We start from the raw sequence: 17,139 nt of genomic DNA, 5'->3' as shown, positions 1-17,139 counted from the left end.
TTGCTACAAACTTAGTATTTTCAAGGGTTTGTGAGGAATTTGATAATCAACTATAACAGTTATTAAATTTCCTAAAATAAGTGAAATATCAACTGGAAGTTGACTATCAACTGATAATCAAAAATATCATTCCTAAAATTGCAAATCCTTCACAGATCGCAATTATCTAAAATCTGTCGAGCTCTTCGTATAGAAAAACAGTAATTTCATTCTTTCGAAATTTTTAATTCTACGTCTCCGTTACTCAGCAATTCTACAACCTCACGCTCTGGCATATTCATTTTTCCCAGTCTTACCTCTTGTTTATCATCGTTCACGGAATCCTTGTTAGAACTACCACATGCAACCAGACAGGCTGTGAGGATAATTTCCAGAATAACTGATAAATATTTCTTCATATGGCTACACCTAGTTCTTTATTATTTCTTTTCATCAAGCAAAATAACACCTTGTGCCGGATTTTTATCAATTGCACCAACTATCTCATGTGGAACATATGGCTCTTCAAGATATGCAAGGTCTTCGGCAGTTAATTTAATGTCAAATGCTCCGGCTGAATCATCCAGATACTGCGTTTTGGTTGCCCCAATAATAGGCGATAGAATTCCCTTTGCCCACTGCCATGCAATGGCTATCTGGGACATTTTGCAGTTATACTTTTCGGCAAGCTCCGCTACACGTTTAACTATCTGCATGTCTTCCGCTTCAGTCTTATCATATTTTCCCATGGCAACCCTATCCGTGGTTCCACGAAGAGACTCTGATTTCCACTGTGGTCTTGCCAGATGTCCGGCTGCAAGAGGGCTATACGGCATTAACGAAACTTTCATTTGCTTACAAATTGGTAGCAATTCTCTCTCATCCTCTCTGTAAAGCAAATTATAATGATTCTCCATCGCAGAAAATGGTGTCCATCCATTGTCTCTTGCGGCTAACTGCATATTATAAAACTGATATCCATACATGGCAGATGCACCAAGTGCCCTGACCTTTCCTGCTTTTACCAGATCGTGCAGTGCCTCCATAGTTTCTTCAATTGGTGTATCATAGTCAAATCTATGGATGATATATAAATCAAGATAGTCGGTTCCAAGACGTGACAGAGTTCCATCTATTTCCCTCATGATTGCCTGTCTTGATAAACGACCTTCATTAAAATATACCTTGGATGCAATCACAACCTGATTTCTCGCTACATTTTTCTTCAATGCTTTACCTAAATATTCCTCACTTGTTCCTGCTGAATATCCATTTGCTGTATCAAAAAAATTATATCCCAAATCAAGTGCATGCTTGATAACATTCTCACTTTCAGCTTCATCCAACGTCCAGTCATGCATGGTTCCAGCTTTCCCAAAACTCATGCAGCCCACACATAATTTTGACACTTCTATATCTGTATTTCCGAGTTTACCGTATTCCATAGTGCTCTCCTTATCTTAATCCAGCGTACTCTTTCTCCGATACCGCCTCACACCACTCATTGGAACAATCCACTCCCGGCACCTCAATTGCCAGATGGGAAAACCATTCATCCGGAGCGGCCCCATGCCAGTGCTTTACATCTACCGGAATGTTAATACAGTCACCCGGTTTCATTTCTACCGCATCCCTGCCTTCTTCCTGATAAAACCCTCGGCCGGCTACACATACTAAGATCTGCCCGCCACCGCTTTTTGCATGATGAATATGCCAATTATTCCTGCATTAAACTGGACTCCCTATTCGCAATCCCTTGTAGTTACTGGCTTTAACGGCATACACGTCTGTGCTTTGTGCGAACTTTTCGTGACGAGCAGTTTTGCCAGGTTATTCCTCTGTTTCGTCCTCGTTCCAAACCTCTTTTGCAAGGTTGAACACTGCCCAGCCTTTTGGCCAGCCTGCATAGAATGCTACGTGGGTGATAATCGCTGCGATTTCTTTCTGCGTTACCCCATGATCCTTGGCATTCTGTAAATGGAATTTCAAAGAGGAATCTGTGATTCCCTGTGCCATCAGTGCTACGACTGTGATGATACTTCTTGTTTTTAAATCAATATCTTCGTTATTCCAGTTCTCTCCGAACAGAACGTCATCGTTAAAATGTGCAAACTCCGGGGCAAATGTTCCCAGAGCATTTCTTCCCGCTGTCTGTGTGATCTTTGCCATGATACTAAACCTCCGTCTTTCTTGCTTTATGGTAATTTGTTATACTCTTCTTCCGGTAAAAACTCAAGCCATTCATTGGAAGCACCCTCTGCCGGAACTTCAACAGCCAGATGCTGGAACCAGCTGTCTTTCGCTGCTCCATGCCAATGTTTTACTTCTGGTGGAATATTTACTACATCTCCGGCTTTCAGCTCACGAGCCGGCTTTCCTTCTTCCTGGTACCATCCTCTTCCACCAGTAACCATAAGGATCTGTCCACCTTTATGATGGATGTGATATGCATTGATGGTTCCAGGAGCGAAAGTAACGAGACCAACTGGTACTCTCTCTGTTGTAAGCATATTCAGATAGCACTCACCTGTAAAATATTTTGCAAATACTACATTTTCTTCACCGATTGGAAATACGTTACCTCCACCTAAGTCTTTTTTCATCTGTTCAATATCCATAAAAAATTCCTCCTTGCTCTTTTTCTTTTATGGTACAACCTGAAGTAAACTCCAGGTCAATAGACTTTGCAGCTTTTTACATAAAGTTCATAATTTTCCTGTGGCAGTTTGCTTTTCAGGTACGCTCTATTTCTTATCGGCTCCATCATACACCCATATTACTTTCTATGTCCAATACCCATTATCATGGGTTGCTTAATGCCTTTTAAGCATAATCTGTTTCTATATCACAATGCAAAACAGATCTGCTGTATTCTGGCAGACCTACTTTGCATTATGATATAGCTTAAATCTGTTTGATAAGATTCAACTCTTTCTTGGATAGTGCTTTTTTTAACTTCTGGTTTTCCTTTATTAGATTCTCATTTTCGCTTTTCAGTTTCTGTAGCTGTTGCCGGAGCAGATTCATTTCCGCTTCCATCGCCTGACTGATAATGTTTCTCCTTGGATCCACCATACCAGCCTGCTGTTCCATTGCTGCATCAATCTCACCTCTTACAATCGGATTCTTGTAAAAGAATCCTCTAGATAAACCAGTCTTTTGCATCAGTGCTGGTACGGACACCTTTTCTCTCTCCAACACCATTGTCCGTATTGTCAGGACTGCCCGTTCCACTTTTTCTTCGCTCTTTCTTTTATTCAATTCCAGCATCTTGTCGTATTTGCTCATATTCTTCTCCCCATCCGTCCAGACTTGCCAGTATAATCTGTGACATAAAATTTCTAACTTCTCTTGTTTCATCTGCCATCCGCTGATTGCTCATTTTTCGGTAATATTGGACACTTCGTACTCCCTTATGTCCCAGGAGCTTCGCTATCGTCCAGTCATCCACATGGAGTTCCGTTAATTTTACCCCATAGCAGTGCCGGAACATATGCGTTCCAAATCCGAATAAGTTTCCGCTGTCATCCCGGATATCTTTTTCATAGATCATTCGAAGCACTTTATCCTGCAAGGTTTGGTAACTGATTGGTCTCTCCGGTTTGTTCTCGTCCGCAAAGATATAAATGCTTTCAGGATAATGCTCATTTGCATAACTGACTGCCTTTCCAATCAGCTGTGCCAGCTCCCGGCTGATCGGTTTTTCATATCTTCTTGTTTTCGGCTGGTATATGATAATCATATCCTGACGGTCATGTTTATAAAGGCAGTCTTTCCGCAAGGTCAGCGTGTCGGAAATTCTGGTTCCAAGCATCTGGTGGATGATCATTGCCCTTGCTATCTGCTCTTCCATTTTTACAATCTGGGCATTCAGTCTTTTCAGCTCACTGTCCGAATAAGATTTGAATTCTGCTTTCCGTTCTGGCGGAAAATCAGATTTTAAAAACAGTTTTGTAAGATGTGGAAAATCATAAATTTTTCCGATTGTTTCCAGCACATTTCGAAGCTTTAGCAGGTCATCCCGGATGCCATTCCCTCCGTTTGATTCTACCTTGATGTTGATTAAAAATTGTTCTATGATCTCCCGGTCAATCTCTTCGCAGGTGCTGATCTTGGAATGCTTTTCATCCAAATACTTTGAAAATTTATTCATTGCGGACAGTTCACGTTTTATACTGCCAAGGGCTTCGGTTTTCAGATGATGGTAAATTGCTTTTTTTACTTCTTCCCGAATATCTGGTTGCCGGATTCCTCTGAAATTTAGTGTCTTATGGTTGACAATCGGATTTGTCCGCAGGATAAGCGGAAGCCTTTCCAGATGCCAGATATCCTTTGCCAGCTCATTGGTTTCTGATCGATCCAGTGTAAATTCCAGAAGGCTTTCAAAATACCGGATCAGGGCAGCTTTTTCCACCGATTCAGTCTGAATGTTCGTCACTTTATGCTTCGTCAAAGCCCTACCGTTTTGTATCATCCACATTTTCAACTGCTTTATCCAGAAGTCTTTTTCTCTGTCAAGCAGGCTGTTCTCCTGATGGGATGACTTCTGAAAAAATTCACATAAGCTGTTAAAATAATGCCTTTCCCTTTTTATGGTCAGGATGGATACCTGCGTTCCACGGTAGTAAATGTATTCGACAAATTCTGTCTGAAGCTGGTTTCCCGGCAGTTTATCCAGATCAAAATATTGTTCCTTATTCAGCTTTTCCTTTTGCTCATCGGTAGCCAGCTTATAACATTCCAGTTGTTGGAATTTCAGTTTATTATCCATGCTTCTCTCCTTTCTGCATACAGGCAAGCAGGCTGTTTTCCTCTTCCTCAAAGTATGCGTCATTTTCTTTAGCAATTTTTCTTGGCATATAATCTATATACTGCATGGTCATTTTCTCAAACGTATGTCCCAGATAGTCCCGGATGCTTTGGATTGATACGCCATGCTCATAAAAATTGGTTGCTACGGTATGTCGGTAATCATGAGACTTAAAAATATATTCTCCATTCTGTATGCCTATCTGGGAGCAGTATTTTTTCATCTGCCCCATGAAGGTGCTTTTGGAAAATGCTCCACCTTTCCGATTCCGAAAAATGTATGCTTCTTTTTTGGTAGGGTGCTTTTTCAGATAAACCTGCATCAGACGATACAATGTTACCGGAATGGGAACCCTTTTATAATTTTTCATTTTCACCTGGTAGACCTTCATCCAGCAGTCACCATTCTGGATATAATACGCATCCCCTTTTAAGGTGCAGACCTCACTGATCCGGAGTCCCACACACCAGAGATGTAAAAACATCATTCTCAGGTGTTCAGGAAACTGTGAGAGGTTTTGGATAATTTCCATATACACATCCTCTTCCACACTTCTGTCATGGTGGACTGGGATCTGTTTTTCCAAGTAATACGATGCATAAAACGGAACCTTTTTTATATACCCCTTTACTTCCAGAAATTTCATAAAAAACTGTATTCCCGAAACATTGGTATTAAATGTCTTTGCTCCCATAGCACCATTCTGCAAATTCTTTAAATATACATCAATCAGGCTGGCATCACACTTGGTAACTTCCAGTTCGCTGATCTCCTGCAAAAAATTTCGAATGGTTCGGAATCTTTCGTACACCGTACTGAGCGCCAGTTCTCCGATTCCAATTTCGTACTTCATATATTCCTGAAGCAGCAATCGATTCTTGGGCTGTAAAACTTCCTGAAATGATATTTTTTCTATACTGTCACTCTGGTTTATTCTTTCTTTGGCAATACGAAACCGCTCTAAATACCAGATGGTAGCATCCCATCTTGTTTCATCAGTTTCTATAAAAATCACTTTACGGGCAGTTTCCACAATGCTCTTCAGTCGTTTTCGCCGTTGCTCTTTCTCGACTTTCTGCTTCAGGTAGTCCTGAAATGCTGTTTCCTGTTCCAGCTCCAGAAGCTGGATATCTGTAATCTGCTCCCGGATGCAAAATTCGTAAAAAAGCTGTAGCCCGGTCAGTTTATATTCCCTCAGTCTGGAAATTTCATAATTCTCCAGAATATATTCCAGCACGGTAAAAATCTGACGTTTCAGTTTCTCACTGGCTGCCGCTTTAAAATTCCAGACCATGTTGCTCCGACACCGTACCGTTTCCACACTCTTTACGATTATAGGATCTGAGTGGTATGGAACAAAAAGTATTTCATTTTTATATTTCCATTCACATTCCCTCTGTCCAGCCGGAGTTTTCATCCGTTCCCGGATGTACGCCTGCCGTATCCGGTCGAACGTTCCGGTATATCGGTAAATGTAATTTCGCTTTATCAGCGGTGTTATGTATAATTCAAATTTCATTCGCAGTTCATAATCTATTTCCGAAAGATGTTCTACCATCTCATCTGCCAGAAACAGCAGAATCTGTTCTGTAATGGAACTTCCTGCTTCCTCTTTTGCAAACTCCCGGATTTCTTTTCGTAGCTGCTCAATCCGCCTGCTCCGTTCTTGTTCTGCCTCTATAAAAGACTGTAAAAACGCAGGCATAAAAACCACCTCCTATAGCAATTCCTCAATCCCATACAGGGAGGAGTGTTTCTCGTAGAATTCCTGGCTGGCATCCAGCAGTTCATCATCCACAATGTCCAGATAATTGATGGTTGTCTGGATGTGGCGGTGTCCATAGGCCAGCTGTATCAGTTCCAGCGACCATCCTGCTTTTCTCCGCTCATTTCCAAAGTAATGCCGGAGCATATGAGGCGTGATCTTAATCCCTGTTTTCTTATCCATTCTTTTTAGCATGGAGTATACTGCTTCCACGTTCATTGGTTTTCCGATATTATCCCCGGAAATATTCACAAACAGGCTTGTCTGGTGCTGAAGTAGTTTTCGGTACTCTGCGATATACAGATTTAAAAAGCCGAAGGTATCTTTGCTGATCTTCGCACTTCGGTATTCTGCATTCTTTGCTCTCGCTCCATTTTCATTGTCCTCACGGAAATATACCCGGATTATGTGGTTCTGATAATCAATGTCCTTACTGTAATCAATTCCTAAGATCTCACCGATTCGGTAGCCTGTCTCTGCCAGAAGCAGCATGAGAAGCCGATCTCTTATATTGGTACACGCTTTCAAGATTTCCACAATTTCATCTTTCTTTGCTGCTCTCGCCTTATGCTCTTCCTCTTTTAAATAGCCTTTGAAACTCTTTGATCGTATGCTTTTCTTTACGCCTACTGCATCCACGGCTACAAAATAATTATAGGACAGGACTTTCAGCTCCCCGAACTGCTGGTACTCTTCTTCTATAAAAAGATAGAACCTGAACACATCTCTTAAGTATGCGTTGCAGGTTCCATTGTTTGGAGATCTGTGATTTTTATCTCTGGTATGCTTCCCGGCTTTCAGCCAGTATAAAAATTCCACAAAGTGATTTGTCTGTTCAACATAAGGCATTTGATATACGTCTGTCAATTCCTTTTTCTTTTCATGGATGTATTCCAGATAGTACAGGATTGCAAGTGCGGAGCGCCGCACCGTATTCGGTGAACATTTACTCCGTATCTTGTGCATCAGATATTTGGTTGGAAGCAGGACGATATCCAGTGTTTCCACATCTCTGATAAAGAAATAAACGGTGGAACCCTCTCTTTCTTTTTCCAGTTCATATCGTCTCATTCCTGCTCACTTCCTTTCCTCTAACGCTATACACAGTATACCCAACTCATGCCGATAAAGCTATCACAAATACCACCAATTCGTTCAAAACCGCTCCTGAAATACCACTAAACTTTTTGTCTTATTTTCTGTCCAGATCTGGGCAGAACCAACAACACCACGGATGTTATCAGCTGTAGTAACGCTCCACTTTCCGGCTTCGGATAAAGTCCTCTACTTCATCGATTTTTTCTGCCATCTGGCACTTTGGCAGGGCGTCCAGAACATCTCCCCGGTACTTTCCTTTCTTTGCCGCTCGGTGGTCTAAAATGGACACTACACAGGTGTCCTGCTCCGTCCGGATCGCCCGTCCGAATCCCTGGCGCAGTTTCTTCTGCATATCTGGAACAACAACATTTTGAATGTAGGATTCCAGTGATCGGTATTGTTCCCTTTGTGCTTCATGGATGGGGTCCGGTACAGCAAACGGCAATTTTACAATGATCAGGGACGATACCATATCCCCCGGAAAATCCACACCTTCCCAACAGGAGCCGGCTGCAAACAGAACGGCATTTTCCATCTTCTTAAACCGTGCGATTTCTTCCTGTGAGTTTCTCCATACCTGCACCATCGGGAACGGGATCTGATCCCGCAGGAGCTGCTGCACATTTCCCATCAGGGTATAAGATGTAAACAGTACCAGTGTATGCCCAAAAGTAGAACACACCAGATCACGGATCTGGCCTGCAAGTTGCTCGGCCTCTTCCCGGCTTCCCTTGAGCGTCGCTTTTAAATTCTCAGGAATATAAAGCAGACAGTTCTCTCTGTAACAAAATGGGGATTCTGCTACACACTCCCGGACTCTGCTTTTCTTTTCCAGCCCGGTCATCTGTCTGGTCCTTACAAACCCATTTCCGGCTTTTAAAGTTCCACTGGTGAGAATCGAGGGAAATCCCCTTTCCCATAAGGAATCATGGAGAAACCTTGGAATCTCTCTGCTAACAGCCATAAACACAGGATCTCCCCTGCCGTCTGGCTGAAGAAATAAAACGTATCTGGTATCCTTCTTCAGAAACCAGCCGAACAGCTCTTCCATCTCTTCCAGCCGCCGGAAGATCCAGTAAGGGACATTTCCAGCAAGTCTTTTAAGCATAAGACTGAGATTCCCCCTTACCTGCTCCAGAGAAGATCGGCACTTTGCCGGAAAATAGAAATTTTCTTTTCCAGCTATGTCATCTCCCATCCCGGCCTGATCCTTACGGATTTCCATTGAAAGTGTATTAAACCAATCCTGTAGTCTCTTACCTTCCGAACTTTTATGCTCCCTGTTTAAGAAATACGAGATTTCCTGCACATCCTCTCTTCCAATACTTCTCCCATACATCTGGCTGGCAGCTTCTGGGAGCTTATGTGCTTCATCTACTACCAATGCTCTGTAATCTGCCAGCAGAGGCCGGTATTCATTCATCCGGTGCATGGCGTCTGCCAGAAGATAATTGTGATTGCATATCTGTATAAAAACTTCCTCTTTTTTGGAAACATCCAAATATTTCTGATAACGGCATCCTGCTTTCCCCGGACACTCCCTGGAGCAGAATTTCGGTACGCACACCAGCCTGCGGTCAAAACCGCTCAGGTTATGTACGGAATCTAAATCAAAGTTATGCCGGAGGGACTTCAATGCCTCCATCTGTGCCTGATTTTTATTCTTATCCCGGACTGCCTCCAGTCTTTGGGCCAGCCTGTAATCGCACACAAAATGTTCCTTTCCCTTGCGGACAACTGCCTTTAATTCTCCCTGAAGCAGATCTGCTTTTAACAGTACATCCGATAAAAAAGGAACATATTCCTCTATGATAGCTTTCTGTAGGGCAATGCTGGAAGTGGATACCACCACAGGCCGCCTGTCACATCCCGAATAACCGGAATGCAGTACACTATATTTCCGCATCAGGATGCAGGCAGTCAGATAGGCATAGGTTTTTCCAATGCCCACTCCTGCATCACAGAGCGTGATCTCATTTTTCATAAGGGCATCCAGCATTTCATGGCAGAGACGGATCTGTTCTTCTCTTACGTGAAGCCCGGCTTCCGGTAGAAGCTCCCGAAAGATCTGTTCCACTTCGCCATGTGCCCTTTTCTGATATTCATTTTTATAACACATTACTTCTCCTTGCCAGAAAGCTTATCTTACCGTACCCTTACGGACGAGTCTGGTCGCTTCCGGTGTATTCTGTCCCTGTTCCTGCATTTTCTTTATGGCAGCATTCCCTCTTGCCATCATCCTTCGGATATCCGTCCGGGAAACATTCCATGTCCTTACTTTCTGAGGAGCTTTCCTTACCTGCTCGGACAAATGGCATTCACAGAGTTTCGGATATACCACCATTGCTTCCGGTAATTCCAGCGGATACTCGATCATGGGATGGTACACAATATCCCGGATCACCTGCTCATAACATTCCATCTGCATTCTTGCCGTACTGTCCTGATAGATATTTTTCCCTTTCATGGCACTGTAGACCTGCGATGAGATGTATCCCAACGCTTCAAAACTACAGTACCCATACGGAGTCACGCCGGAAAGGGAATCCGGATCTTTTAAGGCATTCAGATAAACTTCTTTTCCCTGGGCGATCAGCCACATCCGAAAATCGGAAAAACTGTCATCACTGCACCCTGCTTCCATCATAATACCTGCCGCTGTCCATAAGCCGTACTTATAAGCCGCATCCCGGTAACTGTAAACAAGATTGTGGAATTGCAGGACATCTTCCGGTGTCATATAGAAAAGCTGCTGTTTAATCCATACTGCTGAAGCATCCAGATCAGTACCACAGACTTCCTTTGCCTTTTCAATCAGATTCCAGAATTGATCCTTGCTCATTCCACTTCTTTTTGTTTCTTGCATCTTTTCTCTCCCCTTGATGTGACGTTAATACCACAGGAATGCGGCTGTAGTTTCCCACAGCCGCATGGTATCTGATATCAACGACACACTTCTTCATTGATTTCTGTTATTTTATCTTGTTGTTCCGCATTTAACCTCGCACCCCCGGAACCATCCCTGCTTTTCTTCTGGGAAAGGGGACACTACAGGCGGGCGGCTGGCCTGCCGCCTCTCACAGATGTCCTGAGGGTCTTTCTGATTACAACCCGGAGTCCATCTTCCGCTCTTTGGCTGGTAACGTGTATCATTATCCCCCGTCCGTGATCCTGGCGAAAGGCTGCCACCGCCTTATTCACAGCTATGCTTCCTCGCTCCAAGTCTAAGAATCTTTACCCTATACTTAATCATGGCGCTCATGCTGTCACGCTTCTACGGTTGGGAACGTACCTGTAGTGCCGATATTCACTTGCCAAAGAACAGCCGAGGGATGTCCCTCTGCTTACTAGCCGATGGCAGTGTATATTTTTATTCATCCTACAGAAAAATTTTTTTATCTTGCATCCCCGGATCTTTTTTTCTTCTTTGCCGGATGCTTCTGCTGTGCATCGTTCTTCTGGCTTTTCTTCTGTTCTTTTTGTTCCTGCGGCGGCATCTTCATCACATGGAGTTCTCCGTTAAACAGATTAAAAATTTCCGGTGACTGATATTTTTCTTTAAACTTTTCAATCTGCTCCGGTGTCAGCGAAGTAAAATCATCTTCTGTCAGCCCTACCACAAGGAAAGTTCCGGCTATGGCATCATAAATCTGTCCGTGGTCATCATATAACGCCCGATTCAGTGGCAATCCCTCAAATTTTCCATTACCGTTTAAAAGGATTCCAACTTCATCTTCAAACGGATAGGTCATTTCAATGTCACCGCCTACTGCCTGCTGCAGATTCTCCAGCTCATTCGGGATGCTTTTGACATAAGGTGCTTTCATCGGCTCAACTACCAGTACCGTCATCATTTCTTCCTGCATTTCGGACACTTCTTTCTCATCCATCGTATCAATCCTCCTGTCTGTTCGTTCTAATAGTCAGCCGATGAGAACCTTTTGTTTTATTCAAATTTCATGGACTTTTTGATCTTTTCCCTTAATCTCCGCAGTCTTGTATAAACCGTCTGCTCCGGCAGTTCCATGTGATGACTGATCTCTTTTGGTGCATATCCCATCATCTTCAGGACAATCATCTGAAGAGTTTTCTTATCAGTTGATAACAGGATCTGAAGCAGTTCTTCGTTCTCCACGGTATCCAGCAGAGCTTCCACGCTCTCCGGCTGGGATTCTTTCGTTTCTTTTTCTTCCAGGAGCAGTTCCATGCAGTCCAGAAGCGAGGTCTGGTGTTCCCGGAATCTCCGCTCTGCCTTGAAATCCTCCCAGTCATACTCCCTGAGCTTCTGGATCGTCTCTTCTTCCACGCCCTGTTCACGCAGGATCTGTTCTTCCTCTGCTTTCCACTGATTCCATCTATATTCTTCTTTTGCTTTGTTATAAGCCACTTATCTTTTCCTCCGATCTGAATTTTTGTGAAATCAAATCGGAGTGTGGCGGTGATCTGGCTCGTTCTTCCTGTCCACAGGAATGTCCGGCATCTCTGCTGTTTCCCTGCAAACACGGATCTCCTTTGTAATCATATCTTTACAAAGGCACAGTGTATCGGATGCACCTGTCAGTTAACGGTCAGAAACCTGTCAATTGACGGTCAATTTTTATCACCTTCTTTCCAGCACAAATAAAATAAGACGAACAATCTTTTTACGGATTATTCGCCTTACTGCTGTTCGTTTTCATTATTCAATTCAAATTTGTAACCTATATCCCTGACACTGACAATGCAATTCCCGGCACCGTCTTCAACGACATTCAACTTTTTTCTCAATCGCTTTACCAGACACCAGATGATATTTTTAATATCACCAACAGAATAATCTTTCCATACGAGCTGGTAAATCTGTTCAAATGTGTATACTCTCATCGGTGTCACCGCTAATAAGTATAAAAAATTATATTCTTGTCGTGTTAAATGTAACGCTACATTATTCCAAAATACTTTATGTTTCTTATGATCCATTACAAGTTTTCCCTTATCAATCATCGTTTCGGATTGCTTTTGAGTTATTTTTTGTTTATTATTTCGTCGTGCCAATGAAAAAATCTGCAGATCTACTTCTTCTATAGTGCTATTTATATCCATTACACAATCTGCACCAGCGTATATTAATTCTTTTTTCCATGACATACACAATAAAGAGGAAGCATCCGTCAAAATAATAATTGGTATCTGCGTTATTTTTCTAATAGCAGATATAATATTACTTATGTTCTCTTTATAAAGGATCACTCCTATTATAAGCACATCATAAGAAAATAAACTCAAATTATGCAGTAAAATTTGTAGATTTTCTGCATAATCTGAGTTTATCTCATTGAATAGTTTTCGATATGATTGATTGTCAAAATATGCTAATATCTTGTATTTTGTGTCTTTCATATTTAATCTATTTTAGCAAAGCAACATTTTCTACTTCTTCACAGGAAAATCATCAAATGTATTGTCAATTTTTTGTGAAGCAATCTCTCTCATCGCATGCTCTTTCAGTTTTTGAAAACTTTCATCACTGACTGCATGTTCCATGCGACAAGCATCAACTTCTGCAATTTGTGGATTAACTCCAACGGATATAAGTTGATGAGTAAAAAAACAATGGCGTTCGTAAATTTTTTCAGCCACATCCCAGCCAAGGTCGGTCAGGTGTATATAATGGTTTTCGTCTGTTGTCAAAAAGCCACCCTCTCGTAAAGTTCCTACTGCGTAACATACGCTGGGTTTTGAAACTTCCATGTACCGGGCAACATCCACAGAGCGCACCATACCGAGCTTCTTTTGGAGTATAAGCACGGCCTCCAAATAATCCTCTCCGGCAGTATGAAGTTTCATAGGCAGCTCCTTTCGCCATTAAGCAAGACTCCAGCCAGCCGCACTCTTTCGGATATTGACAAAATCCTGATAGATACCAGGCTGTTTCAAAAGTTCCTCATGGGTTCCTTGCTGTGCAATCTGGCCGTTGTCTATAACTAAAATCTGATCGGCGTTCTGGATGGTATTTAGGCGGTGAGCAATTACAAGCAGGGTCTTTCCCTTCACCAATTCGGAAATAGCCTCCTGAATATAGCTTTCATTGTCCGTATCCACACTCGCGGTAGCTTCGTCCAAAATAACGATAGGCGCGTCTTTCAGGATACAGCGGGCAATCGAAATACGCTGCTTTTCGCCACCAGAGAGTGTCGCACCGCCTTCGCCAACCACTGTCTGGAACCCATCAGGCAGAGCCATAATGAAATCATAGCAGCGGGCTTTTCTGGCAGCCTCATAGATTTCTTCTTCCGTGGCATCTGGCTTTCCCATGATGATATTGTTGTAAATGGTGTCCTGAAACAGATACACGCGCTGGAATACCATGCTGATCTGATTCATCAATTCCGACAGAGGTACATTGCGAATATCCACACCCCTTATCGTCACATTGCCGGATTTTACATCCCAAAGCCGCGCCAGTAAGTTTGCAATGGTGGACTTACCACTACCGGATGGCCCAACCAGCGCTGTCATAGAATTTTTCTTCATGGCAAAACTGATATGGTGCAAAACCTCTTTATCCTGATAAGCAAATGTAACATCGTTGAACAGGACTTCCGGCTGTCCCGGCTGTGCCTGAGCCGGAATATGCTGCTTGCCGTTGTCGGAAAGTTCCGGTTCATCCAATACCGCTTCAATACGATCAAGGGCAGCGTTCATAACGGTTAGTCTGGATGCTTCTCCATAGAGAGCCTTCAACGGGCCAAAAAGATCAAATACAAATAGCAGAACACCCAACACATAAGCCAAAGAAAGCGCACCGCTCTGTTCCAACACAATAGACAGACCGAAAATTGCCGCAATACCAATACCGTAAAGGATATTCAGCCCCATTGTCCACGGGGTCATTTTCCGTTCAAAATCAAGCGATGTATTTCTGGAACGTTTGAAATTGCCGGACAGTTCTTCGGATTTTTCTCCAAGCAGGTTATAGCTCTTAATAACACCAATGCCCTCCACAAAAGACAGCACCGCATCGGTCAGCCGTTCACTCTGCTCCTGACGGCCTGCTGCTTCTCGTAGGGAAACTTTGTTCATTCCCTTAGATACCAGCCATGCCAAAATAGTAACTATCGCAGCAATCAAGCCAATCTGCCAATTCAGATAAAACATGAACGCCAGCAAAACCAGCGAGGACAGCAGATAGCTCATCATGTTTCCCAGCGTACTCATAGCGACTTCTTCAATGAACACCATGTCGGTACTGAGGACAGAACTGATCTTGCCAATATTGCCGGAAGTGAAATATCCCATCGGAAGTTTCCGCAGATGGCCGCCCAATTCGATACGCTTGTCAGCGAACATCAAATATCCCGCTGCACTTTGCAGGCTGTCACTAAGATAGTGGACGAGCATCTGAACCAGCACAATAGCGGCAAGGCCAAGTCCCACATAAAGACAAGTCTGCCCGGTAATCGTCTTATTTGCAAATCCACTCAAAACCACAAAGGCCAGAAAAATCGGCATTTTGGACAGAATGGATTCCAGAAACGCACAAACAAATGCGCCCTGAATACGGCTCTTATAATGGTCGGAAAGTTTCAATATTCTTGAAAACAAAGCAAACATTTATTTCCCCTCCTTTGCAGTATGTACTTTCCACTCGGCGCTGTCCTGTGCCGCTTTCCACAACTTTTGATATTCTGGGCAGGACTGGATCAGCTCCTGATGTTTGCCCGTTGCAACCAGCTTTCCGTGATCCATAACACAAATCTGATCTGCGTTCATAATGGCTGGTAATTTGTGCGCGATAACCACAAGGGTCTTACCTTTTACAAGCTCTGCAATGGCAGCTTCCATCTTTTCCTCATTTTCGGGATCGGCATAGGCAGTTGCCTCGTCAAGCACCACAATTGGAGCATCTTTTAAGATTGCCCTTGCCAGAGAAATACGCTGGTGCTGACCGCCGGAGAGCATTTTTCCTGCATCACCAGCCATTGAATGAATACCCTGCGGAAGTTTCTCAAGGAACTCCATACACTGAGCTTTCTTTGCGGCCTCCACCACTTCTTCATCCGTTGCGTTCAGCCGACCAAGCCGAATGTTTTCAAGCAGAGAGGTGTTGAACAGGTATTGATCCTGCGCCACATAGGAAATACGGCTGTTGAGTGCTTCAAGGCTCATATCGCATAATTTCTGCCCACCGATGGAAATACTGCCTTTCTGTGGGTCATAATAGTGAATCAGCAGTTTCGCTAATGTACTCTTGCCGGAGCCAGATTCACCAACAAGGGCTGTTTTCTGTCCAGCTTTTGCCGTAAAGGAAATGTCATGGAGAACTTCATCCTCAATTACAACAGGCTTTCCATCCGGGCCGGGCTGTGTGGTCTGATAAGCGAAAGAAACATGGTCATAAGTAATGGTGTCATCTTTCCCGTGGAACGCATCTTCTGTCTGCTGGAGCTCTGGCGCATCCAACACCTGCTCCAATGCAGAAATTTTATAGTTGAGCTGGGGCATGGTAGGCAGGAAACCGAGAGATTTCAGCAGTGGCATACCAATACTTAAAGAAAGACACAGTACCAAGATCAAATTAGGCAAAGTAGACCAGCCAGAGAGAACGAACCATGCGCCAACAGGTAAAGTCAGAATAATGGTGCATGGAAGCAGACTGCTGTAAATTGCCATCCACGGCCACGCCGCCTTGTACCACGCCAGAGTATAGTCCCGATAATCTGATACATCTTTGCGGAACCGCTCATAGGAATCTGCGTCCTTATTGAATACCTTGACAACCTCCATACCATTGATGTACTCAATGATCGTGTTGTTCATTTTCTGTGCAGACTGATAGTAGGGACCCATGCGCTTCATTCCAACAGAGTACATAATGACCATGGAGAGCAGGCTGATCGGGATAGAGGCCAAAGACATAAGAGCCAGTTTCCAGTCCGCACAAAACATAGCAACATAAATCACCAGCGGAATCAGTAAATTTGCGATACCCTCTGGGACTGAATGAGCAAGGAGCAATTCCAAGCTGTCCACATCATCGACAAACAGCTTTTTGATTGTGCCTGTCCCTTTTTCCTCCACAATGCCAAGGGGAAGTTTCTCAAACTTCTTTTGCAGAGATACCCGCAGCCGGAACAATGTGTTATATGCTGCTTTATGAGAAATTGATAATCCCCATCCATAAAAAAACGCCTGCAAAACAAGACAGATCAAAACCCCTATAACACGCAATAAAACAAATTCTGTTTCAACAGAATCGCCCATAACCAATGGCGAAATGACCTGATAGGCCAGCACAAAAGGCAGGATGCCCATAAGAACGCTGACCAGTACGACAACCGTGGCCACATACATATTTTTCTTATATGGCCCTGCGTACTCAAAGATTTTTTTGAACATAAGCCCTCCTTATATTGAGCCGTACTGTCTGTGCTTCAAAAATAAGCGGCCGCCAAAGTAAAGCGGCCTCTTATCATTATCTTTCTGTCCAGTCAAGGCGGCCCTGACA

15 protein-coding genes and 2 pseudogenes are annotated in these 17,139 nt (G+C 43.3%); all 17 read right to left on the bottom strand.

Going from position 1 to position 17,139, the window contains the following annotated elements:
• Nucleotides 1-206: 206 nt before the first annotated feature.
• The 17 genes and pseudogenes from NCY57_RS08140 to NCY57_RS08065 all read right to left on the bottom strand — a co-directional run bounded on the left by NCY57_RS08140 (nucleotide 207) and on the right by NCY57_RS08065 (nucleotide 17,030).
• Nucleotides 207-398, bottom strand: coding sequence for a hypothetical protein (locus tag NCY57_RS08140; RefSeq protein ID WP_015526519.1), 192 nt, complete (start codon nucleotides 396-398; stop codon nucleotides 207-209).
• A gap of 21 nt (nucleotides 399-419) precedes the next feature.
• Nucleotides 420-1,424 (bottom strand): aldo/keto reductase, encoded by a 1,005-nt coding sequence (locus NCY57_RS08135; RefSeq protein WP_021650152.1) that lies wholly within the window; start codon nucleotides 1,422-1,424, stop codon nucleotides 420-422.
• Between the two features lie 10 nt (nucleotides 1,425-1,434).
• Nucleotides 1,435-1,710: pseudogene (locus tag NCY57_RS17155) on the bottom strand (cupin domain-containing protein); the annotation flags it as partial.
• Nucleotides 1,711-1,821: 111 nt separating this feature from the next.
• Nucleotides 1,822-2,148, bottom strand: a pseudogene (locus NCY57_RS17150) (carboxymuconolactone decarboxylase family protein); the annotation flags it as partial.
• 26 nt (nucleotides 2,149-2,174) lie between these two features.
• Entirely contained in the window at nucleotides 2,175-2,597 is a 423-nt protein-coding gene (locus NCY57_RS08125) for a cupin domain-containing protein (RefSeq protein ID WP_006428324.1), read from the bottom strand.
• A 286-nt stretch (nucleotides 2,598-2,883) separates the two neighbouring features.
• Nucleotides 2,884-3,267: a DUF6262 family protein gene (locus NCY57_RS08120; RefSeq protein WP_015533403.1), complete on the bottom strand. Its 384-nt coding sequence runs from the start codon at nucleotides 3,265-3,267 to the stop codon at nucleotides 2,884-2,886.
• The gene (locus NCY57_RS08115) at nucleotides 3,233-4,750 is read right to left on the bottom strand and encodes a tyrosine-type recombinase/integrase (protein ID WP_006428321.1); all 1,518 of its coding nucleotides are present in this window, start codon (nucleotides 4,748-4,750) and stop codon (nucleotides 3,233-3,235) included. Before NCY57_RS08115 ends, NCY57_RS08120 begins: the two co-directional genes overlap by 35 nt.
• The gene (locus NCY57_RS08110; protein WP_173773841.1) at nucleotides 4,743-6,494 is read right to left on the bottom strand and encodes a tyrosine-type recombinase/integrase; all 1,752 of its coding nucleotides are present in this window, start codon (nucleotides 6,492-6,494) and stop codon (nucleotides 4,743-4,745) included. The genes NCY57_RS08115 and NCY57_RS08110 overlap by 8 nt, the downstream gene beginning before the upstream one ends.
• Before the next feature lie 12 nt (nucleotides 6,495-6,506).
• Nucleotides 6,507-7,625, bottom strand: coding sequence for a tyrosine-type recombinase/integrase (locus NCY57_RS08105; protein ID WP_015533399.1), 1,119 nt, complete (start codon nucleotides 7,623-7,625; stop codon nucleotides 6,507-6,509).
• 169 nt (nucleotides 7,626-7,794) lie between these two features.
• Nucleotides 7,795-9,771, bottom strand: coding sequence for an ATP-dependent DNA helicase (locus NCY57_RS08100; protein WP_173773843.1), 1,977 nt, complete (start codon nucleotides 9,769-9,771; stop codon nucleotides 7,795-7,797).
• Nucleotides 9,772-9,792: 21 nt separating this feature from the next.
• Nucleotides 9,793-10,518 (bottom strand): DUF4240 domain-containing protein, encoded by a 726-nt coding sequence (locus NCY57_RS08095; RefSeq protein ID WP_173773845.1) that lies wholly within the window; start codon nucleotides 10,516-10,518, stop codon nucleotides 9,793-9,795.
• A 529-nt stretch (nucleotides 10,519-11,047) separates the two neighbouring features.
• Nucleotides 11,048-11,542 (bottom strand): DUF3846 domain-containing protein, encoded by a 495-nt coding sequence (locus NCY57_RS08090; protein WP_173773847.1) that lies wholly within the window; start codon nucleotides 11,540-11,542, stop codon nucleotides 11,048-11,050.
• A gap of 56 nt (nucleotides 11,543-11,598) precedes the next feature.
• On the bottom strand, nucleotides 11,599-12,039 hold the full coding sequence (locus tag NCY57_RS08085) for an ECF-type sigma factor (protein ID WP_173773850.1): 441 nt from the start codon (nucleotides 12,037-12,039) through the stop codon (nucleotides 11,599-11,601).
• A gap of 272 nt (nucleotides 12,040-12,311) precedes the next feature.
• Nucleotides 12,312-13,031 (bottom strand): winged helix-turn-helix transcriptional regulator, encoded by a 720-nt coding sequence (locus NCY57_RS08080; protein WP_173773852.1) that lies wholly within the window; start codon nucleotides 13,029-13,031, stop codon nucleotides 12,312-12,314.
• A 30-nt stretch (nucleotides 13,032-13,061) separates the two neighbouring features.
• Nucleotides 13,062-13,478, bottom strand: coding sequence for a metal-dependent transcriptional regulator (locus NCY57_RS08075; protein WP_006428313.1), 417 nt, complete (start codon nucleotides 13,476-13,478; stop codon nucleotides 13,062-13,064).
• Nucleotides 13,479-13,496: 18 nt separating this feature from the next.
• Nucleotides 13,497-15,245, bottom strand: coding sequence for an ABC transporter ATP-binding protein (locus NCY57_RS08070; RefSeq protein WP_015535744.1), 1,749 nt, complete (start codon nucleotides 15,243-15,245; stop codon nucleotides 13,497-13,499).
• Nucleotides 15,246-17,030: an ABC transporter ATP-binding protein gene (locus NCY57_RS08065; RefSeq protein WP_015535745.1), complete on the bottom strand. Its 1,785-nt coding sequence runs from the start codon at nucleotides 17,028-17,030 to the stop codon at nucleotides 15,246-15,248.
• Between the last annotated feature and the right edge of the window lie 109 nt (nucleotides 17,031-17,139).

This window comes from Blautia sp. MB18-30 (assembly GCF_023669475.1).
In the GTDB taxonomy this organism is placed as follows: domain Bacteria; phylum Bacillota; class Clostridia; order Lachnospirales; family Lachnospiraceae; genus Blautia_A; species Blautia_A fusiformis.
This window is presented reverse-complemented; position numbering and strand designations above follow the sequence as displayed.